General features: G+C 72.5%; 14 protein-coding genes. 8 read left to right on the top strand and 6 right to left on the bottom strand.

The window, feature by feature from the left end; genetic code table 11:
- Positions 1–669 (bottom strand): hypothetical protein, encoded by a 669-nt coding sequence (locus ABEA33_RS01395; RefSeq protein ID WP_345524731.1) that lies wholly within the window; start codon positions 667–669, stop codon positions 1–3.
- Between the two features lie 45 nt (positions 670–714).
- Positions 715–1,650: a Dyp-type peroxidase gene (locus ABEA33_RS01400; RefSeq protein WP_345524732.1), complete on the bottom strand. Its 936-nt coding sequence runs from the start codon at positions 1,648–1,650 to the stop codon at positions 715–717.
- Between the two features lie 189 nt (positions 1,651–1,839).
- On the opposite strand from ABEA33_RS01400, the gene ABEA33_RS01405 reads away from it, so the two are divergent.
- Entirely contained in the window at positions 1,840–3,213 is a 1,374-nt protein-coding gene (locus ABEA33_RS01405) for an FAD-binding oxidoreductase (protein WP_345524733.1), read from the top strand.
- 9 nt (positions 3,214–3,222) lie between these two features.
- On the opposite strand, the gene ABEA33_RS01410 is transcribed toward ABEA33_RS01405, so the two are convergent.
- A complete protein-coding gene (locus ABEA33_RS01410; RefSeq protein ID WP_345524734.1) occupies positions 3,223–5,409 on the bottom strand; it encodes an alpha/beta hydrolase in 2,187 nt (728 codons plus the stop codon).
- Positions 5,406–6,506, bottom strand: coding sequence for a class I SAM-dependent methyltransferase (locus ABEA33_RS01415; RefSeq protein ID WP_345524735.1), 1,101 nt, complete (start codon positions 6,504–6,506; stop codon positions 5,406–5,408). Before ABEA33_RS01415 ends, ABEA33_RS01410 begins: the two co-directional genes overlap by 4 nt.
- Positions 6,507–6,634: 128 nt before the next feature.
- On the opposite strand from ABEA33_RS01415, the gene ABEA33_RS01420 reads away from it, so the two are divergent.
- Complete coding sequence (locus ABEA33_RS01420) at positions 6,635–9,376, top strand: ATP-binding protein (protein WP_345524736.1); 2,742 nt, start codon at positions 6,635–6,637, stop codon at positions 9,374–9,376.
- Between the two features lie 68 nt (positions 9,377–9,444).
- Here the strand turns inward: ABEA33_RS01420 and ABEA33_RS01425 are convergent, their stop codons facing one another.
- Entirely contained in the window at positions 9,445–9,933 is a 489-nt protein-coding gene (locus ABEA33_RS01425; protein ID WP_345524737.1) for a cupin domain-containing protein, read from the bottom strand.
- Positions 9,934–10,139: 206 nt separating this feature from the next.
- On the opposite strand from ABEA33_RS01425, the gene ABEA33_RS01430 reads away from it, so the two are divergent.
- The 6 genes from ABEA33_RS01430 to ABEA33_RS01455 all read left to right on the top strand — a co-directional run bounded on the left by ABEA33_RS01430 (position 10,140) and on the right by ABEA33_RS01455 (position 21,053).
- Positions 10,140–11,057 (top strand): ABC transporter ATP-binding protein, encoded by a 918-nt coding sequence (locus ABEA33_RS01430; protein ID WP_345524738.1) that lies wholly within the window; start codon positions 10,140–10,142, stop codon positions 11,055–11,057.
- On the top strand, positions 11,054–11,872 hold the full coding sequence (locus tag ABEA33_RS01435) for an ABC transporter permease (RefSeq protein WP_345524739.1): 819 nt from the start codon (positions 11,054–11,056) through the stop codon (positions 11,870–11,872). Before ABEA33_RS01430 ends, ABEA33_RS01435 begins: the two co-directional genes overlap by 4 nt.
- Positions 11,873–12,004: 132 nt before the next feature.
- Positions 12,005–15,304, top strand: a complete 3,300-nt coding sequence (gene recC / locus ABEA33_RS01440; protein WP_345524740.1) for an exodeoxyribonuclease V subunit gamma — start codon at positions 12,005–12,007, stop codon at positions 15,302–15,304.
- Positions 15,304–18,597 carry an exodeoxyribonuclease V subunit beta gene (gene recB, locus ABEA33_RS01445; protein ID WP_345524741.1) on the top strand — a complete coding sequence of 1,098 codons (3,294 nt, stop codon included), beginning with the start codon at positions 15,304–15,306 and terminating at the stop codon, positions 18,595–18,597. Before recC ends, recB begins: the two co-directional genes overlap by 1 nt.
- Complete coding sequence (gene recD / locus ABEA33_RS01450; RefSeq protein ID WP_345524743.1) at positions 18,594–20,372, top strand: exodeoxyribonuclease V subunit alpha; 1,779 nt, start codon at positions 18,594–18,596, stop codon at positions 20,370–20,372. Before recB ends, recD begins: the two co-directional genes overlap by 4 nt.
- A 60-nt stretch (positions 20,373–20,432) precedes the next feature.
- Complete coding sequence (locus tag ABEA33_RS01455) at positions 20,433–21,053, top strand: ACT domain-containing protein (protein WP_345524745.1); 621 nt, start codon at positions 20,433–20,435, stop codon at positions 21,051–21,053.
- A 59-nt stretch (positions 21,054–21,112) separates the two neighbouring features.
- Here the strand turns inward: ABEA33_RS01455 and ABEA33_RS01460 are convergent, their stop codons facing one another.
- Positions 21,113–22,426 (bottom strand): endonuclease/exonuclease/phosphatase family protein, encoded by a 1,314-nt coding sequence (locus ABEA33_RS01460; protein WP_345524747.1) that lies wholly within the window; start codon positions 22,424–22,426, stop codon positions 21,113–21,115.
- Between the last annotated feature and the right edge of the window lie 19 nt (positions 22,427–22,445).

Consider the following 22,445-nt stretch of genomic DNA (forward strand, 5'->3'; position numbering starts at 1 on the left):
TCATACGAATCGTGGGTCGGGGGCCACGATTCGGATGACGTCCTGCGGCCGCTCGTCGGGCCGGACGGACCCGATGCCCGTCCGCAGCAAGGCACGAAGCCGGGCGTCCTGGTCGGGGACGGCCGCCTCGGCCGTCCCGCGCACGGCGCAGACCAGCATCGCGGGCGCGGAGTGCCGCTGGAAGGCGCGCGGCTTGAGCGGCACCGATCCCGTCATGAAGTCCCGCGCCCAGGTCGCCGCGCCGGGGACCTGCTCGAGCGCGGTCCGGATCGCGTCCCGGTCGACGGTCGTGGCGCCGTACGACGCCGCGAGCTCGTCGCAGCGGAGCAGACCGACGGCCAGCGTGCGCTGTCGAGGCTCGGGCAGGTCGTACATCGCCTGCGTCGCGACCCGGGCGACCAGCGCCACCTCCCACGCGAAGCCGTGGCCGTGCGCGCCGATGACCTCCGGGATCATCACGACGAGGTCGGCGCGGCCGGCGTCGCTGGTGTGGTCGTTGACCAGGCGCGCGAGCTGGGCGAGCAGGGGATGGGTGCACCTGGGCCGGTCGCTCCACGGCTCGTTGGCCAGGAGCGAGGCCATCTCCATGAAGCAGGCGCCCTGGCGGGGGTTGCGGTGCTTGCCCCGCGAGAGCACCGGCAGACCGTCCGGGACACCGCGCATGCTCATCCCACCACGATCCGCCGATCATCCGGGGACCGCAAGGGTCTGTCGCTACTCTCCCTCGAGTAGGTCGACCGTCGGCACGAAGAAGAGCGAGCCGGTGACGGCCGTCGAGATCTCCAGCAGGCGGTCCGTCGTGCCCGGCGGGTCGCCGACGAACATGTTGCGCAGCATCCGCTCGATCACGGCCGGGTCGCGGGTGTAGCCGATGAAGTAGGTGCCGTACTCACCGCTGCCGTCGCCGCCGGAGACGCTGCCGAAGGGCATGTTGTCGCGGAGGATCTGCAGCTCGGTGCCGTCGTCGTCCTCGATGCTGGTGAGCGCCGTATGCGCGCCCGGGGCCTTCTGGTCGTCGGGGAGCTCGATGTCGGAGAGCTTCTCGCGACCGACGGCGGCCTCCTGCTGCTCGACGGACATGGCGTTCCAGGCGGCCAGGTCGTGCAGGTACTTCTGGATGACCACGTAGCTGCCGCCGGCGAAGTCCGGGTCTTCGTCACCGACGAGCAGCGCGCTGTCGACGGCCGGACCGACCGGATTCTCGGTACCGTCGACGAAGCCGAGCAGGTCGCGGCGGTCGAAGTAGCGGAAGCCGTGCACCTCGTCCACGACCGTGGCCGACCCGTGCAGCCGCTGGGTCACCCGCGAGGCGAGCTCGAAGCACAGGTCCAGCTGCTCGGCCTTGATGTGGAGGAAGAGGTCGCCCGGGGTGGCCGGCGCCGTGTGCCGCTCTCCGCGGATCTCGGCGAACGGGTGCAGGTACGCCGGCCGCGCGCCGCCGTACACCCGGTCCCAGGCGTCGCTGCCGATCCCGACCACGCACGACAGGCTGGCCTCGACGTTGCGGAAGCCGATCGCCCGGGCCATGCCCTGCACGTCGGCGAGGACGTCGCGTACGGCGGCCTCGCCACCAGGCTCGATCGTCAGGACGAGGAAGACGGCGGCCCGGGTGAGGGGCGACGTGACGGCCTGGGGCTCGGGAGCAGGCATGAGGCCATCCTTCCGCACCAGGGCCCGGGAAATGACCCACCTGCGGGAAGACGGCAGCGGTCGGGCGGGTCTAGTGTCGATCGCTACCTAGACCTGCCGCGCTCCGCGGCACTGTGTGACGCCGTCCCGACGCCTTCTCGACGCCCCTGTTGCCCGGCCGTGGCAAGCCCGAGCGACCAGGAGGGTCAGATGAGTGCACAGCTGGACACCTTGCGGGAACAGACCCGAGGGACGGTAGTAGGGCCGGACGACGCCGAGTACGACGAGGCGCGCACGGTCCGCAACGCCATGATCGACAAGCGCCCGGCGGTCATCGTGCAGGCGGCGAACGCCGGGGACGTGATGACGGCCGTCCGCTACGCCGCCGACAACGGCCGCACGGTCGCGGTCCGCGGTGGCGCGCACAGCGTGCCGGGGTTCGGGACCGCTGACGACGCGGTGGTCGTGGACCTGTCGGCGATGCGAGGCGGGCGGGTGGACCCGCTGGCCAGCACGGTCCGGGTCGGTGGCGGCGCGACGTGGGGCGACCTGAACGCGATGACGTACCCGTTCGGGCTGGCCACGACCGGGGGCATCATCTCCACGACCGGCGTCGGTGGCCTGACCCTCGGGGGCGGCATCGGCTACCTGTCGCGTGGCCTCGGCCTCTCCTCGGACAACCTGCTCTCCGCCGACGTGGTCACCGCCGACGGCAGCTTCCACGTCGCGAGCGAGAAGGACGACGCCGACCTCTTCTGGGCGATCCGGGGTGGCGGCGGGAACTTCGGTGTCGTCACGTCCTTCGAGTTCCGGCTGAGCCCGGTCAAGGACATCTACGGCGGGCCGATGTTCTTCGAGCTCGACAAGGCCGGGGACGTGCTCCGGTTCTACCGGGACTTCATCGTCGACGCGCCCGAGGAGCTCGGCTGCTTCCCGGCGTACCAGATCGCGCCGCCGCTGCCGTTCATCCCGGAGGACCGCCACGGCGAGCCCTTCATCGCGATGGTGGCGTGCTGGGCGGGCGACCTCGACGCGGGGGAGAAGGCGCTCCAGCCGATCCGGGACGTCGCCCCGAGAGTCGCCGAGATGGTCGGGCCCATGCCCTACCCCGCGCTCAACAGCGCCTTCGACGCGCTCGTCCCGCCGGGGCTCCACCACTACTGGAAGGCCAGCTTCGTCAAGGAGCTCACCGACGACGCGATCGCCGCGCACCTCGAGCACGGCCCGAAGCTGCCGGTGGTGAACTCGACGATGCACATCTACCCGATCAACGGCGCCTGCCATCGGGTCGCGCCCGACGCGACCGCGTTCGCCCACCGCGACGCCACCTTCGCGACCGTGATCGCGGGGATGTGGCCGCCGGACCAGGTGGACGACGAGGCCGGCACGGCCTGGGTCCGCGACTACTACGACGCCACGGCCCCGCACTCGGAGGAGGGCGGCTACATCAACTTCATGGCCGAGGACGACCAGGACCGGATCGCCGCGAACTACAAGGGCAACTACGACCGGTTGCGGAAGATCAAGGCGACGTACGACCCCGGCAACGTCTTCCGGCACAACCAGAACATCGTGCCCGCCTGAGCCGGGACCTCACAGCAGGTCCGCGAGGAGCCGAGCGACCCGGTGCGCGCCGTCGGTCTCGACGGCGCGGTACGCCGCCGTGTCCCGCGCCGCCTCGGCGACGATGACGCTGGCGAACGCGTCGGGATCGCGTGTCACGTCGTAGTCCAGACAGGTGCCGGCGGCGTACTGGTCGAGGCGGCGGCGTACGTGGAAGTTCTGCTCGAAGTGGTGGCGCAGCGGCAGGTAGACGAACGGCTTGCGCAGGGCGGTGAGCTCCATGCAGGTCGTCAACCCACCCTGCACGACCGCGACGTCGCAGGCAGCGAGCCAGCTGGTCAGGTCCGGGAGGTAGCCGTGCACCCGGGCGCCGTCTCGTTCCGGCAGCGACCTCGGGTCGATGCGCGGCCCGGCGACGATCTCGAACCTCAGGTCCGGTCGCAGCGCTCGAGCTCGGGGTACGGCGTCGAGCACGCGGTGCAGCAGGGGCGCGCCCACGCCCGAGCCGCCGACGCTGACGACGCACACCGTCTCGTCCGGGCGGAAGCCGAGACGGGCCCGCACCTCTGCCGGCTCGCCGAGAGCGGCGGGGTCGAACCCGGTCACGTAGCCCGCGAACTCGAAGTTGTCGGCCGTCCAGTCCCGAATCGCGGGGAGACCCGGACCGAAGGTGTCGGGCACGACGTCGTCGGCGTTGCCGACGAAGACCGACCGGTCACGCAGTCGGTGGAAGCGGGCGCGGTGCTCGATCATCTCGGCGTTCAGGTCGGCGGTCAGCGCCGCCTCCTCCGCACCGCCGTCCGGCATCGGCAGCCAGCCGACGAAGTCCGTGAGCCACGCGTACGCCGACCGCTTGAGCTCCGGGTTCTCGTGGAGGTAGTAGTCGACGTCCCAGGCCTCGTCGCCGATGACGAGGTCGTACGGCTCCTCCTCGAGGAGCTGGTCGAAGACCATGAAGTTGTTGACCAGGATCTCGTCCATCCGGCGGATCGCCCGGAAGGCGTGCAGGTCGTGCTCGCCGCACTCGGCCTCGACGTGTCCCGACTCGCTGGACAGGTGCGCGGACGCCGGGTGCACCACCTCGCCGGCGTCGTCGAGCACCCGGGTCACCGGGTCCTGGGCGAGCCAGTCGATCTCCAGGCCGGGGTGCAGCTCGCGTAGTGCGTCCGCGACCGCGAGGTCGCGTCGCGCGTGCCCGAGCCCGATCGGGGACGACAGGTAGAGCGCGCGCCGGGGCCGGCTGAGGGCCCGTCGCCAGGAGCGTGCTGGCGGCTTGGTCGGCGGTGGGTCGAACCGCGCGGCGAACCGGCGGATCTGGTGGTTGACCCACACCGGGTCGCGCCCGGGCAGCCCGTGGCCACCGCCCTCGACGAGGATCAGCTCGCCGCCGGTGAGCTCCGCGAGCCGTTCGCCGATCCGGTGGCCCCGGATCCGGTCGTCGGTGCCGTGCACGACCAGCACCGGGCAGGTGACCTGGGGACACAGCGGCTCGACCGACGTACAGGTGGCGCCGTCGCACCCGAGCCGTCCTGCGGTCGTGTCGACCAGGGTCTGCGGCGCGACGTCCCGCCCCCAGGCCACCGCGTCCTCGATCTGCTTGGTCGAGTGCGGCTCGGTGAACATCTGGGCGAAGAAGAAGGCGAGGAAGTCGTCGTAACCGCCCTCGAGCCAGTGGTGCTTGTTGTACTTCGCCCAGCCGTCGGCGTGCGGGTAGCGCTCGGACCAGTGGAACTCCTCGCGCACCGGGTCGTGGACCGACAGCCCGCAGGCCGGCGCGATCGAGAACAGGCCGAGGACGCGCTCGGGATGGCCGGCAGCGACGTGCACCGACCAGGTCCCGCCGCACGACAGCGAGACGAGGACGGCGCGGTCGACCCCGGCGTCGTCCATCACGGCGACGGTGTCGGCGGCGTACTCCACATCGGTGTACGCCGCCGCCCCCGTCGGCCGGCCCGAGGCGCCGCAGCCGCGCCCGTCGAAGGTGACGACCCGGAAGTGCCGCGCCAGGTAGGGGACCTGGGCCTTCCACATCCGGGACGGCACGATCGACCACGTCGGCATCAGCAGCAGCGTGGTGTCGCCGCTGCCGTACGACGCCCAGGCGAGCGGTACGCCGTCGCGCACGGCGACGCCGGTCCGGTCGGGCAGGGTGGCCCGGCTGGCAACGGCGGTGGCGTCGCCGTACGCGGTTGCCGGCTGGGTCGACGGCTGGGTCACTTGCGGACCTCCAGCACGTTGTTGAACGGCGTCTGCGCCGCGATCCGGAACTGCGTGAATCCGGCGGCGGTGACGATGTCGCGGATCCGGGCCGGTCCGGCCTGGGTCCCGATCGCGAGTCCGACGTCCTGGGAGAGCGACGCGGGCGTGCACAGCAGGGTGGAGAACCCATAGTAGGCCCGGCCCACGGGGTTGAGATTGTCCTCGATCCGGTCGCCGGCGGCGGGCTCGACGATCATCCAGGTGCCGTCGTCGGCGAGCAGGTCGTGCACGCGGCGCGCGCAGCCGACCGGGTCGCCCATGTCGTGCAGGGCGTCGAAGACGGTGACCAGGTCGTAGCCGGAGCCGGTGACCGCGGTCGAGGTCACGGCCTCGAACTCGACCCGGTCGGACACGCCCGCCTCGATCGCGCGCTCCCTGGCCACGCCGATCGACTCGCCGTGCGCGTCCGAGCCGACGAACGTCGAGGCCGGGAAGGCCTCCGCCATCAGGACCGTCGACGCCCCGTGGCCGCAGCCGAGGTCGTGCACGCGTGCCCCCCGCTCGAGCTTGGGCACCACATCGGTGAGGGCCGGCAGCCAGCTCGGCAGCAGGTTGGCGGCGTAGCTCGGCCGGAAGAACCGCTCGCACCCCTCGTGGACGTCGTGGTTGTGGTCCCCCCACCCCAGTCCGTCTCCCGCGCGGGCGCGGTCGAAGATCTGGGCGGCGTCGCTGATGGTGCCGAACGCGATCTGGAAGAAGCCGGGGAGGAACGCCGGGCTGGACTCGTCGGTCAGCGCGACGACGTGCTCCGGCGGCAGCGTGTAGCGGCCGGTGGCCGGGTCGTACGTCACGAACGCTCCGGCGGCCTGGGCGTTGAGCCACTCCGCGGCGTACCGCTCGCCGGTGCCGGTCGCCTGAGCGAGCTCGGGGGCGGTCAGCGGGCCGCGGTCGGCGAGGGCGCGGTAGTAGCCCAGGCGGTCGCCCATGACGACAAGAGCACAGTTGAGGGAGGCGCCGACCTCGTCGACGGCGCGGAAGACGAACGCCATCAGGGCGGCCTCGTCCAGCTCGGCGGGAGGGGCGGGCGTCGTGGTCTGGGCGGTCTGGGTTGTCATGCGGAGACTCCTCGGTGCGGGTGTCCGGCCGGGTGCCGGGATGGGTAGGTCGACCCTCGGTCAGCCGTCACCGATGCCGCATCCGGTGACCCCCCTAGGACACCCGGCCTGTTCCCTACACTTCAGAGATGTTGGTGGGGCGTCCCCAGACCCAGCGCGACGTCGAGGCGCTGCTCGCGGGCGCCCGGCTCGGGCAGAGCGGCGTCCTGGTCGTGCGTGGCGAACCGGGGATCGGCAAGAGCGCCCTCCTCGAGGACGCCGTGGCCCGCGCCAGCGGGCTCGAGGTGCTGCGGGCGCGCGGGACGGAGGTGGAGCGCGAGCTCCCGTTCGCCGCGCTCGCTGCTCTGCTGCGCCCCCTGGTCGACCGGGTCGAGACGCTCCCGCCGCCGCAGGCCGAGGCGCTCGGCATCGCGCTGGCTCTGCGTGAGGGTGGGGTGGTGGACCGGTTCGCGATCGCGGCCGGGCTGCTGACCCTGCTGACCCGGGCGAGCGAGGAGCAGCCGACGGTCGTCGTGATCGACGACGCCCACCTGCTCGACCGGCCGTCGGCCGAGGCCCTCGCTTTCGTCGCTCGCAGGCTTCTCGCCGATGCGCTCCTCGTGCTGGTCGCCCTGCGCCCCGACGAGTCGGATGCCTGGGAGGGACTGCCGGTCCTCGACCTGATGCGCCTCGACCCGGAGGCGGCGCGCGAGGTCGTGCACGACTCGGGCCCGGCACTGACCGAGGAGCAGGTCGAGCGGATCGTGCAGCTGGCCGACGGCAACCCGCTGGTCCTGCGCACCCTGGCCGGTCGCCCCGACTCCCTGAGCGGGCTGCCGTCGGTGCTCGCGCCGGACCCGGGGCTCTCCTCGGTGGCGACGGCTGCCTACGGGATGCAGCTCGACCAGCTCGAGCAGGCGGCGCTCGACGCTGTCCGGGTGGCGGCCGTCGCCGGCGAGGACCTCCCCCTCGTGGCTCGCGCCTGCGGCCTCGCCCGGATCCCCGTGGCGGGGCTGGTGGCGGCTGAGGAGTCGGGGCTGCTCAGCACCGACGCCGAGCGGGTCGCGTTCGTCCACCCGCTGGCTAGGGCGGCGGCGTACGCCGGGGCTCCTGCGGGGCTACGCCGCGAGCTGCACCGCCTGGTGGCCGAGGCGCTGCCGGCAGGGGACGGGGACCGTCGGGCGTGGCACCTCAGCGCCGCGGCGCTCGGCCCCGACGAGTCGGTGGCGGAGGCGCTCGACCTCGTGGCGACCCGCGCGACGGCCCGTGGCGCGCACTCTGTCTCGGCGACGGCGAGCGTGCGGGCGGCGCAGCTCTCGGAGTCGTCCGAGGACACGGGTCGTCGGCTGCTCGCCGCGGGGGAGGCAGCGTGGCTGTCCGGCGACGACGCGAGGGCGGCCGCCGTCCTCGACGATGCGCTCCGGCACCTGACCCTTCCCGAGGAACGGGCCCGGGTGCGTGCGATCACCGGGCTCGCCTCCGCCCGGAGCGGGCGCCTGGGACAGGCGTACGTCGAGCTCCTGCGTGCCGCCGATCGCGCCGGGGAGCGGGCGATCGGTGCCTCCATGGAGCTCTACGCGGAGGTCGTCGAGGTCTGCGCCTACCTCCTGGACGTGCCGGCGGGCAGTGTCGTCGCCCAGCGCCTCGAACGGCTGCTGGCGGATCCGCAGGTCTGCGCCCGGGCTGGGGCGCGAGCGGAGGCGATCGCGTCGATCGCGGTCGGCATGGCGCGCACGCTGGAGGGGGGCTCGGGGGTCGAGCACCTGCGTCGGGGCGTCTCGCTCTTCGCGGGCCTTCCGCTCGCCGACCACCGCAGCCGGTCGGCGTGGGAGGTGCTCGGGCCGCTGTATCTCCGGGAGTCGGGCGCCGGCCGTGACCTGGTCCAGCGAGCCGTGACCGAGCGCCGCGAGGCCGGCGCGATCGGCGAGCTGCCCCACCTGCTCTTCCACCTGGCTCGCGACGACGCGACGGGTGAACGGTGGACCCGGGGCGAGGCGGCGTACGGCGAGGCCGTCGCCCTGGCCCGCGAGTCCGGTCAGGCCACCGAGCTGGCGGCGAACCTCGCCGGCCTGTGCTGGCTCCATGCCCGCCAGGGACGGGTCGAGGACTGTCGCACGGCCGGGGCCGAGGCACGCGAGATCGCGCACGCGCACGACGTACACATGGCGGAGATGTGGGTGGAGTTCGGGTTGGCCGAGCTCGACCTGTCCTTGGGTGGGGTGGCGGAGGCGGCCGCCGGGTTCGAGTCGCTGGCGGCGAGGCTCGCGGAGCTCGACGTACGCGACCCCGACCTGTCCCCGGTGCCCGAGCTCGTGGAGGCCCAGCTGCGGCTGGGTGACGTGACGGGCTCGGACGCACTCGTGGCGACGTACCTCGCGAGGGCAGAAGGCAAGGGTCGGCCCTGGTCGCTGGCGCGTGCGGCGCGGGTGCGAGCGCTGCTGTGTGGCGACGACGAGGTGGACGCGGCGTTCGGCGCGGCCCTGGCGGAGCACGCCCGCACCCCGGACCGGTTCGAGACCGCGCGCACCCGGCTCCTGTACGGCGAGCGGCTGAGACGGCTGCGTCGCCGGGCCGAGTGCCGGGTGCACCTGCGGTCGGCCCTGGACGACTTCAAGCGGCTCGGCGCCCGACTCTGGTCCGACATCACGCTGGCAGAGCTGGACGCCACCGGGCTGACCCTCCGGCGGCGCGACACCGGACCTGTCGTCGACCTGACTGCCAGGGAGCTGCAGATCGCGCTGCTCCTCGCTGACGGGCAGACCACGCGCCAGGCCGCGGCCGCCTTGTTCCTCAGCCCGAAGACCGTCGAGTACCACCTGCGGCACGTCTACACGAAGCTCGGCATCGGCTCCCGGGCCGAGCTGGCCGAGCGGATGCGTCGGGCCAGCTGACCGCGGCGACGCGGGACGTCATCCGAATCGTGGCTCAGGGGCCTCGATTGGTATGACGTCCCGCTGCGTCAGTCGCTGATCGCCGCAGGCTTGCCCGTCTTGAAGAGCGTGGCGATGTAGATGACGATCGGGACGGTCCCGGCGTTGCGGGCGTGGTGGACCTCGCCCTGCTCCTCGCGCAGCCATTGACCGGCCTTGACCGTGTAGGTCTGCCCGGGCTTGAGCCTCTTGACCACGGTGGCGTCGTCGCCGGGACCCTTGAGCACGGTCGCGGATCCGGTCTCGACGGTGTAGGTCAGCGCGCCCTCGGCGATGTAGCCGAGCTGGGCGCCGGGGTGGTGGTGCGAGGCGAGCGTGGAGCCCGGCATCACGACGACCTTGCTGAGCCCGAGGGTGCGCTTCGGGGCGCCCGGAGGCGCCGCGGCCTCCGCGAGGGACTGACGGGTGACGGTGACCGGGACGGGGTCGTCGGCCGAGGCCGCGGACACCGCCATGCCGGCGCCGAACCCGGACGCGATCAGACCGAGACCTGCGACGGGGACGAGGAGACGCTTCATGCCCAGGAGCGTAGGGACGCGCGACGTACGCCGCAGGTGATCGGGACTTGTCAGCCGAAACCCGTGCGACACGCGGGGTGGGCACGGCGTGTCGCGCGGGTTTCCCCGGGCAGCCGGGGAAACCCGCAGCCCCCCGGGGACGCCTCAGGGTCGGGTCCGGGGTGCTCCCCGATGCGGTCCGGGCTTCTGGCGGGCACGCTCGACACATGATCCGAGCCCACCAACTCACGAAGCGTTTCGCGGACAAGAACGCCGTCGACGGCATCGACTTCGTCGTCGAGCCCGGCCGCGTCACCGGCTTCCTCGGCCCCAACGGCGCCGGCAAGTCCACGACGATGCGGATGATCCTCGGCCTGGACGCACCGACGTCCGGCAGCGTGAGCGTCAACGGGCACCGGTACGCCGCGTCGCCCGCGCCGCTGCGCGAGATCGGTGCGCTCCTCGACGCGCACGCCATCCACCCCGGGAGGTCCGCCCGGGACCACCTGCGGTGGCTGGCGGCGTCCAACGGCATCCCGACCACACGTGTGGGCGAGGTGCTCGACCTGGTCGGCCTGGAGTCGGTCGCCGGTCAGAGGGCGGGCCGGTTCTCGCTCGGCATGGGGCAGCGGCTCGGCATCGCCGCAGCGATGCTCGGCGACCCGCCGGTGGTCGTGCTCGACGAGCCCGTCAACGGACTCGACCCCGAGGGCATCCGTTGGGTGCGCACCCTCGCGCGCCAGCTCGCCGACGAGGGCCGGACCGTCTTCATCTCCAGCCACCTGATGTCCGAGATGGCGCTGATGGCCGACCACCTGCTGGTGATCGGGCGCGGCTCGATCCTCGCGGACTGCTCGATGACCGAGTTCATGAGCGACCACGCCGCGTCGTACGTCCGCGTCAAGGCGCCCGCGCTCGGCGACGCCGCCAACCTCCTGACCGGCCGCGGCCTCGAGGTGACCCGCGTCGACGACGAGCTCCGGATCGGTGGGATGGACGCACCGTCCGTGGGCGAGCTGATGTTCCGCCACGGCCTGATGGTGCACGAGCTGACGCTCGTGCGCTCCTCGCTCGAGGACGCGTTCATGACCCTGACCGCCGACAGCGTGGAGTACCACGCGAGCACTGAAGGAGCCGTCGCATGAGCGCCACGCTGATGGAGTCCGGCGCCGTCGTCGAGCGGACCGACGTTCGCCGCCCCGGCCTGGGCGCCGTGCTGCGCTCGGAGTGGATCAAGCTGACAACCGTGCGGTCGACCTGGTGGACGCTGGTCGCGACCTTCGTGCTCGGCGCGGGGTTGACGATCCTGATGTGCTGGGGCAACGCCGACTGGCTGGCGTCCGAGGGTGCCGACGAGTCGCCCGGTTCGTTCATCACCTGGGGCATGATGATCGCCCAGATCACCGCCGTGGTGCTGGGTGCGCTCGTCGTGACGACCGAGTACGGCACGGGCATGATCCGGACGACGTTCGCCGCCGTACCTGCCCGCGGCCGGGTGCTCGCCGCCAAGTCCGTCGTGGTCGTGGCCGTGCTGTTCGTCGTCGGCACGGTGACCGCGTTCGTCGGCTACTTCGGCGGCAACTACTTCCTGGATCGCGAGGGCATCGGGATGTCGCTGGAAGGTGACGTCCTGCGGGCGATGTACGGCTCCGGCCTCTACCTCGCCGGCATCGGCCTCTTCACCGTCGCCGTCGGCTTCCTGCTGCGGCACACGGCCGGCACGATCTCGATCGTCCTCGCGCTGATGCTGATCCTCGGCAACATGGTCAACCTGGTGCCGGGTGAGTTCGGCGAGTGGCTGACGAAGCTGATGCCGGGTAATGCCGGCTCGGCGATCGCCACGCCGGTCTCCTTCAACCCCAACCTGTTGGACGCCTGGACCGGGTTCGCGGTGTTCGGTGCCGAGACCGCCGTACTCCTGCTGCTCGCGTGGGCGATGGTGCGGCGGCGGGACGCCTGATCGGCGTACTTGTCAGCCGAAACCCGCGCGACACGCCGTAGTCCCCCGGCGTGTCGCGCGGGTTTCACCGGTCGACCGGTGAAACCCGCCGCCGCCCGGCACCATGTCCCCGCGGCCCCGTAGGGTGCGGCCGTGGCGCTCCACCTGCACCGCGCACCGCGGACCGACCAGCTCGCCGACGCCCTCGGCGAGCTGCTCGCGTCGCCCCTCGACGACCCGTTCGCGACCGAGCTGGTGCTGGTGCCGGCGAAGGGGGTCGAACGCTGGCTCAGCCAGCGGCTCTCCCACGTCCTCGGTCGCGGCGAGACCCAGGACGGCGTGTGCGCGGGGGTCGAGTTCCGCTCGCCGCGATCGCTGATCGCCGAGCTGATGGGCACGACGTACGACGACCCGTGGGCGGCCGACGCCCTTGCCTGGCCGTTGCTCGAGGTTCTCGACGCCAGCCTCGACGAACCCTGGGCCCACACCCTCGCGCTGCACCTCGGGCAGCACCACGTCGGCGACGAGGCCGAGTTCCGGCGCGGCCGGCGCTACTCCGTCGCCCGCCGGCTGGCCGGGCTCTTCTCGTCGTATGCCACGCAGCGGCCGCAGCTCCTGGTCGACTGGCTCGACGGCCGGCTCACCGACGGCGCGGGCAGCGAGCTCTCGGCCGACCTGCACTGGCAGCCGCCGCTCTGGCGCGCGCTCGTGGCGACCGTGGGCCAGCCGCCGCCACACGTCCGGCACGCGGAGACGGTCGCCCGGCTCGAGGCCGGGCCGAGCGAGCTGCCGACGCGGCTGTCGCTCTTCGGCCACACCCGCATGCCGAGCACCGAGATCGCCCTGCTGGCCGCGCTCTCGACCCACCACGACCTGCACCTCTGGCTCCCGCATCCCAGCGACGGCCTCTGGCAGGCGCTCGCCGACGAGCGCGGGCCCGTACGTCGGGCGGACGACCGCGGCCACCGCGCAGTCGGCCATCCCTTGCTCGCCACCCTCGGGCGCGACGTCCGCGAGCTCGAGCGCAGCCTCGCCGCCGTCGACGCGACCGACCAGCACCACGGTGATCCGGCGGCTCCCGCCACGATGCTGGGGTGGCTCCAGAGCGACCTGCGCGCAAACGCCGTACGCCCCGACGGGCGCACGTTCGACCCAGCCGACCGTTCGGTGCAGGTGCACAGCTGCCACGGCGCCGCCCGGCAGGTCGACGTGCTCCGCGAGGTGCTGCTCGGGCTCCTCGACGACGACCCGACCCTCGAGCCGCGCGACATCCTCGTGATGTGTCCCGACATCGAGACCTACGCACCGCTGATCACGGCCGGGTTCGGCCTCGGTGATCTCGTCGAGGGCGGGCACCCCGCCCACCGGCTGCGGGTTCGTCTCGCCGACCGTGCGCTCACCCAGACCAACCCGCTCCTCGGCGTCGCGGCGCAGCTGCTGGACCTCGCCGGCGGCCGCACGACGGCGAGCCAGGTGCTCGACCTGGCCCAGGCTCCTGCCGTACGCCGTCGCTTCGGCTTCACCGACGACGACCTCGACGCCATCACGGCGTGGGTGCGTGAGTCGGGCATCCGCTGGGGCCTCGACAAGGAGCATCGGGCGCCGTACGGCGTCGACTTCATCCAGAACACCTGGCAGTTCGGGGTCGACCGGGTGCTCGTGGGGGTCGCGCTGTCCGACGACTCGCAGGGCTGGCTCGGCACGACCCTGCCGCTCGACGACGTCGGCAGCAACCGGGTCGAGCTCGCGGGTCGGTTCGCGGAGTTCGTGGACCGGCTGTCGGTGGCGGCCGACGGGCTCACCGGGACTCGCCCACTCCGCGACTGGCTGAGCGCGCTGGCCGACGGGGTGGCGGCGCTGACCAAGGTCGACCGCAACGACCAGTGGCAGACCGGGCAGGTCCAGCGGGAGTTCGCCCAGGTGCGCGCCGACGCCGCGCATCGCGAGGACCTCTCGATGCGGCTGAGCGATGTCCGGGCGCTGCTCGGCGCCCATCTCACCGGCCGGCCGACGCGCGCCAACTTCCGCACCGGTGGCCTGACTGTCGCGACCCTCGTCCCGATGCGGTCGGTCCCGCACCGAGTGGTCTGCCTGCTCGGCCTCGACGACGGCATCTTTCCCCGGCTGGGTCTGGTCGACGGCGACGACGTCCTCGCTCGCACCCCCCTCACCGGCGAGCGCGACGTGCGCTCGGAGGACCGCCAGCTCCTGCTCGACGCCGTGGGAGCGGCGACCGAGACGCTGGTGGTGACCTACACCGGCGCCAACGAGCACAGTGGCCAGAAGCGGCCTCCCGCCGTACCTCTCGGCGAGCTGCTCGACGCCCTCGACCGCACCACCCCCGAGCGGGTCCGAGACCGGCTCGTGGTCGAGCACCCGCTCCAGCCCTTCGACGCGCGCAACGTGACACCGGGCAGCCTCGGGGTGCCGACGCCGTTCACCTTCGATCCCGCGCTCCTGGTGGCCGCGCGAACCGCAGTCGGAGACCGGCCGGCGGCGCCGGAGTTCCTCGCGGCACCACTCGCACCGCCGGAGCCGGACGACATCGCGCTGGCCGATCTGGTGGGCTTCTTCAAGGACCCGGTGAAGGGGTTCTTCCGCGCTCTCGATCTCACCCTGCCCTGGGACGTCGACGGCGTCTCCGACGCGATGCCGGTCGAGATCGATGCCCTCGAGACCTGGGGCGTCGGCGACCGGATGCTCGCCGACATGCTGCGCGGGATCCACCCCGACCAGGCGCTCGGCGCCGAGTGGCGCCGCGGCGCGCTGCCGCCCGGCCAGCTCGGCTGGCGCAAGGCCGGGGAGGTGCGCGACGCCGCCATGCAGCTGGCGATCGCGGCGCTGACCCACCGGCAGGTCGACCCGAAGGCCTATGACGTCGACGTACGCCTCGACGACGGGCGACGCGTCACCGGCACGGTCGGCCCGGTGTACGGCGACCGCCTCGTCGCGGTCGGCTACTCACGGCTCGACGCCAAGCAGCTCATCGAGTCCTGGGTCCGGCTGCTGGCGCTGGCGGCCCACGACCCGGACCACAACTGGACCGCGCTGACCATCGGCCGTGCCCAGCGCGGGACGGTCCCCGCGCAGCGGTTGCTCGGCCCCGCGGTCGACGAGCCGCTCAGTCTGCTCACCGACCTGGTCCGGCTGTACGACGCCGGCCGTCGCGAGCCTCTCCCGCTTCCACTGAAGACGACGTTCGCGTGGGCGAGCGCACGGCTCCACGGCGACGACCCGCGCGAGCAGGCGTCGCGCCGGTGGAAGAGCGGGATGTACCCCGCCGAGGACGCCGACCCGGCGCAGGTGCGGGTCTGGGGCGACCACGCCCCGCTCGACCGGCTGCTCGGTCCGCCATCCCCGAGCGAGGCGGTCGAGGGCGAGGACACCCGCCTCGGCGCCTTCGCGGCCCGGCTCTGGCTGCCGCTGCTCCGCTCGGAGAGGGCCTTCTCCTGATGGACTCCTTCGACCTGCTCGGTGACCTGCCCTCCGGACCGACGACGACCGTGCTCGAGGCGAGCGCGGGCACCGGCAAGACCTTCACCCTGGCCGGCCTGGTGACGCGCTACGTCGCCGAAGGTCGGGCGACTCTCGACGAGATGCTGCTGATCACCTTCGGCCGGGCGGCCAGCCAGGAGCTCCGCGAGCGGGTGCGCGGTCAGCTGGTGCAGGCCGCCGAGGCGCTCGACGACCCGTCTCTGGTGGGCGGCAACCAGCTCCTCGCCCACCTGCTGCGGGGCTCGCCGGCGGAGCTGGCCGACCGCCGCGACCGGCTGCGTGACGCCCTCGCCGGCTTCGACGCCGCCACGATCGCGACCACCCACCAGTTCTGCCAGCTCGTGCTCCGCTCGCTCGGCGTCGCGGGCGACACCGACGCCGGGGTCACCCTGGTGGAGAGTCTCGACGACGTGGTGGCCGAGATCGTCGACGACCTCTACCTGCAGCGCTTCGGCCAGCAGCGTGACAAGCCCGAGCTCACCCGCGCCCAGGCGCTCGGCCTCGCGCGCGACGTGGTCGCCAACCCGCGCACCACGCTCACGCCCGAGGAGCCGCCGGCCGAGTCGGTCGAGGGCATCCGGCGGGCGTTCGCCGGCGACGTCCTCGCCGAGCTCGAACGCCGCAAGAGACGCCTCGGCATCCTGGGCTACGACGACCTCCTCAGCCGGCTGGCGATCGCGCTGGAGGACGAGGACGCGCCGGCCCGTGCCCGGATGCGCGGGCGCTGGCGGATCGTGATGGTCGACGAGTTCCAGGACACCGATCCGGTGCAGTGGGAGGTGATCGAGCGGGCCTTCGTCGGGCACTCCACCGTGGTCCTCATCGGCGACCCCAAGCAGGCGATCTACGCCTTCCGCGGCGGCGACATCGTCACCTACCTGCGGGCCGCGACGGCCGCCGACCACCGGTGGACGCTCGCGACCAACTACCGCAGCGACCAGCCGCTGGTGAGTCGCCTCGCCACGGTCCTCGGCGGGGCCGCGCTCGGCCACCCCGAGATCGTCGTACGCGACGTGCAGGCAGACCTCCAAGGTCACCGTCTGTCGGGTGCGCCGCGCAACGACCCGTTCCGGCTGCGCGTCGTGACCCGGGAGAAGTTCGGGGTCACCGGCACCCGCACGGTGCCGATGGACGAGGTGCGCGACCACATCGCCGCCGACCTCGCGGCCGACATCCAGCGGCTGCTCGCCGCCGGTGCGTCGTACGACGGACGCCCGCTCGAGGCCGGTGATATCGCCGTCATCGTCGAGGCGCACAAGGACGCGCGCGTGTGTCGCGACGCCCTGGCGGCGATCGGCGTACCCGCCGTCTACACCGGTGACACCGACGTCTTCGCCTCGCAGGCGGCGGCCGACTGGCTGTGCCTGCTGGAGGCGTTCGAGCAGCCGCACCGCAGCGGGCTCGTCCGGGCCGCGGCCACGACGATGTTCTTCGGCGAGAGCGCCGCCAGCCTGGCCGCGGGCGGCGACCGGCTCACCGACCGGGTTGCCGACACGCTGCGCCGCTGGGCCGATCACGCACGCGAGCGTGGCGTCGCTGCCGTGTACGAGGCCGCCATGGTCGGCGGCATGGCCGGACGGGTGCTGGCCTGGCGCGGCGGCGAACGCCACATGACCGACCTGGCTCACGTCGGGCAGGTGCTCCACGAGACCGCCCACCGCGAGCACTTCGGCCTGCCTGCGCTGCTCGACTGGCTGCGCACCCAGCGGACGGCCGGCGCCGCCGAGCGCAACCGGCGCCTCGACAGCGACGCGGCGGCCGTCCAGATCATGACGGTGTGGGTGAGCAAGGGGCTGCAGTACCCGCTCGTCTACCTGCCCTTCGCCTTCAACCGGCACATCCCGTCGCGCGAGGTGGTGCTCTACCACCGTGACGAGGAGCGGTGCCTCGACATCGGTGGCAAGAGCCAACGCGGGTTCAAGCAGGTCGAGGCCCGCGGCCGCCAGGAGATGGCCGGCGACGACATCCGACTGACCTACGTGGCACTCACCCGGGCCCAGTCCCAGGTCGTGGCCTGGTGGGCGCCGTCGTGGGACGAGCCGAACGGCGGCCTCTCCCGACTGCTGCGCGGTCGTGGCCGCGGAGATTCCGTGGTCCCCGACAGCTGCGAGCCCAAGGTCGCCGACGCCACCGTCCTGGCTCAGTTCCGGGAGTGGGAGGCAGCGGGTGGTCCGAGCGTCGAGGAGTCCACCCGTCAGCCACCGGCAGCGACGGCGACGGAGCCCGGGCGTGCCGATCTCGGCGTACGCCGCTTCGATCGCGGCATCGACGCGGGCTGGCGGCGGACGTCGTACTCCGGGCTGATCCGAGCCGCCGAGGAGACCCGGGGGGTCACGACCGAGCCGGAGGTCGGCTCGCTCGACGACGAGGTCGACGACGCAGCCCTGGTGGCCGAGCCGGAGGCACTCGGTGCGGACGTGCCGTCCCCGATGGCAGACCTCCCCGCCGGTGCGACCTTCGGGTCGCTGGTGCACGGCGTGCTCGAGACCGCCGACCCGCAGGCCCTCGACCTGCTCGCCGAGCTGACCACGCAGGTCCGCGAACAGCTGACGTGGTGGCCGGTCGAAGCCGGCATCGAGGAGCTCGCAACGGCACTGGTGCCGCTTCACCACACCCCGCTCGGGCCACTGGCCCCCGGCCTGACCCTGGCCGACATCGCCCAGCGCGACCGGCTCTGCGAGCTCGACTTCGAGATCCCGCTGGCCGGCGGCGACCTCGCAGGTTCGGCTGCGGACGTCACCCTCGCAGACGTCGGTGTCCTGCTGCGCCGTCACCTCCGGCCGGGCGACGCGCTGCTGCCCTACGCCGAGCGACTCTCCGGCCGCGGGTTGGCCGAGCAGTCGCTGCGCGGCTATCTGTCCGGCTCCATCGACGTCGTGCTGAGGGTGCCGGGCGAGACCGGCCCGCGCTACCTGGTGGTCGACTACAAGACCAACCGGCTCGGCGATCCCGACCGGCCGCTGACCGCCGCCGACTACACGCGCGACCGGGTCACCGAGGCGATGCTGCACTCCGACTATCCGTTGCAGGCGCTGCTGTACGTCGTCGTCGTGCACCGCTACCTGCGCTGGCGTCAGCCCGGCTACGACCCGGCGAGCCACCTCGGCGGCGTGCTCTACCTCTACGTCCGCGGGATGTGCGGTCCCGAGACGCCGCTGATCGACGGCCACCCGGCCGGGGTCTTCAGCTGGACACCTCCGGCTGAGCTCGTCGTCGCGCTCTCCGACCTGCTCGACGGGAGGCGGGGATGACCATCTCCGAGATCGAGGACCCACAGGACCATCGGCTGGTGCCGACGGCCGGCGGGCTGCTGCGCGTCTTCAACGATGCCGAGGTGATCGACGCGGCCGACATCCACGTCGCCCGGCGGGTCTGCGCGCTCGCGGGTGAGCAGGAGCCGCTCGTCGAGCTCGCGATCGCGCTCGCCGTACGCGCTGTCCGAGGCGGGTCGGTGTGCGTCGACCTCGCGACGGTCGTCGAGGAGTCGCTGCTCCCCGACCTGCCGTGGCCGAGGATCGAGCAATGGCGGACGGTGCTGGCCGAGACCGCGTTGACGCGGACGACCGACGGTGGCGCCACGGTGTTGCGGTTGCTCGACGGCCGGCTGCTCTATCTCGACCGCTACTGGCGAGAGGAGGAGCAGGTCTGCGCCGACCTGCTGGCGCGGCCCGCGCCGATCCCGGCCACGCGTGCGGCGACCGCCGTCCTCGAGATGGGGCTCGACCGGGTCTTCCCGAGCGAGGGGTACGACGAGCAGCGTGCCGCCGCCCGGGTCGCGCTGTCGCAGAGCACGACCGTGCTCACCGGCGGTCCCGGCACCGGCAAGACGACGACCGTCGCCGCTCTCCTCGCCCTCCTGGTCGAGCAGGCGGACCACGCCGGCCGGCCCGCGCTGCGGATCGGGCTCGCCGCCCCGACGGGCAAGGCGGCAGCCCGCCTCCAGCAGGCGGTCGAGGAGGAGGTCGCCAGGCTTCCCGAGTCCGACCAGGCCCGGCTCACCGGCCTGCGTGCCGTCACCCTGCACCGGCTGCTCGGCTCGCGCCCGGACAGCTCGGCCCGCTTCCGCCACCACCGCGACAACCGGCTCCCGCACGACGTCGTCGTCGTCGACGAGACCTCAATGGTGTCGCTCACGATGATGGCGCGACTGCTCGAGGCGGTGCGCCCCGACACCCGCCTGCTGCTCGTCGGTGACCCCGACCAGCTCGCCTCCGTCGAGGCCGGCGCCGTGCTCTCCGACCTGGTCGAGGGCCTGGGTGCGCGGTCCGACGTGCGCGTGGCTGCGCTGCGGACCTCCCACCGGTTCGGCGAGGCGATCCGTGAGCTCGCCGAGGCGGTGCGCACCGGCGACGCCGACCGGGCCGTCGAGCTGTTGCGAGCCGGCGACGAGCACGTCGAGCTGGTGCCGGAGCCCGACCCGGTGCCCCGGATGCGCGAGCTGCTGCTCGGGCCCGCACTCGAGATGGTCCGCGCGGCCGAGGCGGGCGACGTCGATCGTGCGCTCGCAGCGCTGGACCGCCAGCGACTCCTGTGCGCCCACCGCGAGGGGCCCTACGGCGTCCAGCACTGGAACCGGCAGGTCGAACGCTGGCTCGGCGAGGAGACCGGCGAGCCGATCTGGACGTCGTGGTACCCTGGTCGGCCGCTCCTGGTCAGCGCCAACGACTACGGCCTGGGGATCTACAACGGCGACACCGGTGTCGTCGTACGCCGAGGCGACGACGGCCTGCGAGCGGCGATCGCCGGCAGCATCCAGCGCCACGATCTGGCCACCGGTCGACTGGGCCAGCTCGAGACGATGCACGCCATGACCATCCACAAGAGCCAGGGCAGCCAGGCGGAGCGCGTCGTGGTCGTGCTGCCCCCGCCGGACTCGCGGCTGCTGACCCGCGAGCTCTTCTACACCGCGCTGACCCGTGCCCGCGAGCGACTCGTGGTCGTTGGGTCCGAGGACGACGTGCGCGCCGCCATCGCGCGGCGGGCGGTCCGCGCGACCGGCCTCCGGCTGCGGCTGGCCGATGGGTGAGCCGGAGAAACGCCGCCGCAACGTGATCCGGCTAGGGTCGACAGCAGATTGGAGAGTGTGATGCCCTTCCTGCTGCGCGTCGAGCTGCCCGACGTCCCCGGATCCCTGGGTCGCCTCGCGGGCGCCATCGGTGAGGCCGGCGGCGACATCGACGCGATCGAGATCGTCGAGAAGCGTGACGGTACGGCGGTCGACGACGTGCTGCTCGAGATCGCGCCCGGCACCATGCCCGACTCCGTCGTGTCCGCGGTCAACGGTCTCGATGGCGTCCGCGTGGTCTGGATCAGCCGCTACAACGCGGGCGGCAACCTGTTCCTCGACCTCGAGGCGGTGGAGGAGCTGACCGCCAACCCCGAGGGTGCGCTAGACCGGTTGATCGACCTGCTGCCGGTGACGTTCCGCGCCGACTGGGCCGCCCGGGTCAGCAAGGTCGATGGGATCGTCTACACCACCGAGGCCGCGCCGTCTGCACTCTCCTGGGTGCAGATCGACCGGGCCGAGCCGATCGACCACGACGACGAGAACACCATCGCCTGCGCCGCGCGCCTCAACAAGACCGAGATCGTCGTCATCGGCCGCCGTGGCGGCCCGGACTTCCTCGACTCCGAGATCGCGCGCCTCGGCCATCTGGTCGGGCTCGCGATGTCGATCTCGCGCGCGGCCAAGGCACACGCGCACTGAGCCAGATGACAGCGGCCCGCCCGACGATGTCGGGCGGGCCGCTGTCTGGTCGGGTTGGCTCAGCGCAGGTACGGCTTGTACTTCGAGCTGCCGAGCTTGATCGGAGTCAGATACGGGCCGGGCTTGACCGGCAGCACGGCCGACTGCATGAAGTGGTCGGACTGGAACTGCGACGCCGCGTTGTAGGTGTGGTTGACGTACGAGTACGACCCCTGCGGGGCGCCGAGACTCATGATGTAGTCGCGGCGGAACGGGCCGGGCTTGACCGGGAACACGAAGTCGTTCGTGGTCGGGAGGTTGTCGCCCCGGACGTCCGTGGTCGCGAAGCTGTCGTACCAGCCGTCGGTCACCAGCGTGCGGTGCACGTTGTTGTCCGGCTTGGTGTTGCTGGTCGAGTTGAAGTCGCCGCCGACGTAGACGCCGCGACCGGTGGCCGCGAACCGGGAGAGCTGGCTGTGCAGGAAGTCGGTCTGGCGCTGGCGCATGTCGTAGAGCCGGTGCGAGGAGCCCTTGTCCGCGCCGGACTGGAGGTGGGCCGAGGCGACGTAGAACTCCTCTGCGGTGGCCCGGTCACGCAGCAGGACCCACGGGATCCAGCGGACCTGGGGCGGCGAGAAGGCCGGCGGCTTGATGTACCCGTCGCTCAGCACCTGGTAGCGGCTGGTGTCGACGATGATCCGGGAGCCCTGGCTGCCCACGGCCTTGCGGGGCGTGGTGTAGAGGCCCTTGGCCGTCAGCTTGTACTTCTTCGGCAGCCGCTTCGCCAGGTCCTGGAACTGCCACAGCTTGCCGGCGATCCGCCACTTCGCGGCACCGGACGACTCCTGCAGGAGCAGTACGCCGGGGTCGGTCGCACGTACGGCCTTGGCGATCTTCGTGCGACGGACGCTCCAGGACGTGACGGTCTTCCGGTTGCCCTTCTTGTCGTTGGCGTTCCAGATGCGCGTGTTGAACGTCGCGATCTCCACCCTGCTGCCGGTGGCGGGCGGGACGACCGGGGTCGGCTTGATCCACGTCGTCGGCGTACCGCTGTTCTTGCCGTTGCCGTGACGGTCGATCTGGACCTTCACGAACGTGTAGTCGCCGGAGGCGGGCGTCACGAGGGAGGCGTGCGGCACGTCGAGCCAGGTCTGGCCGTCCGGCACGCCGAACTGCTCCACGTGCGTCTTGATCAGCCGGTCGGTGGCGATCTGCACGGCGTAGGTGTTGCCCGGACCCTTGGCGGCGTCCCACTCGACGTGGACCGATCCGTCGGGGTTGTTGCTGAGCTTGACGTGGAGGTCGCCGGCCTGGGCGGGCGCACTGGCCCCGAGCAGGAGGAGGCCGCTCACGAGGGCGGCCGTCAGCGCCGCGGCGATGAGCCGTGTTCGCATGTCACTTCCAAGTGGGTTG

The organism is Nocardioides endophyticus, from assembly GCF_039543845.1.
Lineage (GTDB): Bacteria > Actinomycetota > Actinomycetes > Propionibacteriales > Nocardioidaceae > Nocardioides > Nocardioides endophyticus.

Excerpts from the sequence above, each read along its gene's own strand:
- ABEA33_RS01395 (WP_345524731.1), bottom strand. The coding sequence starts at position 669 with ATGAGCATGCGCGGTGTCCCGGACGGTCTGCCGGTGCTCTCGCGGGGC.
- ABEA33_RS01400 (WP_345524732.1), bottom strand. The coding sequence starts at position 1,650 with ATGCCTGCTCCCGAGCCCCAGGCCGTCACGTCGCCCCTCACCCGGGCC.
- ABEA33_RS01405 (WP_345524733.1), top strand. The coding sequence starts at position 1,840 with ATGAGTGCACAGCTGGACACCTTGCGGGAACAGACCCGAGGGACGGTA.
- ABEA33_RS01415 (WP_345524735.1), bottom strand. The coding sequence starts at position 6,506 with ATGACAACCCAGACCGCCCAGACCACGACGCCCGCCCCTCCCGCCGAG.
- ABEA33_RS01420 (WP_345524736.1), top strand. The coding sequence starts at position 6,635 with ATGTTGGTGGGGCGTCCCCAGACCCAGCGCGACGTCGAGGCGCTGCTC.
- ABEA33_RS01425 (WP_345524737.1), bottom strand. The coding sequence starts at position 9,933 with ATGAAGCGTCTCCTCGTCCCCGTCGCAGGTCTCGGTCTGATCGCGTCC.
- ABEA33_RS01430 (WP_345524738.1), top strand. The coding sequence starts at position 10,140 with ATGATCCGAGCCCACCAACTCACGAAGCGTTTCGCGGACAAGAACGCC.
- ABEA33_RS01435 (WP_345524739.1), top strand. The coding sequence starts at position 11,054 with ATGAGCGCCACGCTGATGGAGTCCGGCGCCGTCGTCGAGCGGACCGAC.
- recB (WP_345524741.1), top strand. The coding sequence starts at position 15,304 with ATGGACTCCTTCGACCTGCTCGGTGACCTGCCCTCCGGACCGACGACG.
- recD (WP_345524743.1), top strand. The coding sequence starts at position 18,594 with ATGACCATCTCCGAGATCGAGGACCCACAGGACCATCGGCTGGTGCCG.
- ABEA33_RS01455 (WP_345524745.1), top strand. The coding sequence starts at position 20,433 with ATGCCCTTCCTGCTGCGCGTCGAGCTGCCCGACGTCCCCGGATCCCTG.
- ABEA33_RS01460 (WP_345524747.1), bottom strand. The coding sequence starts at position 22,426 with ATGCGAACACGGCTCATCGCCGCGGCGCTGACGGCCGCCCTCGTGAGC.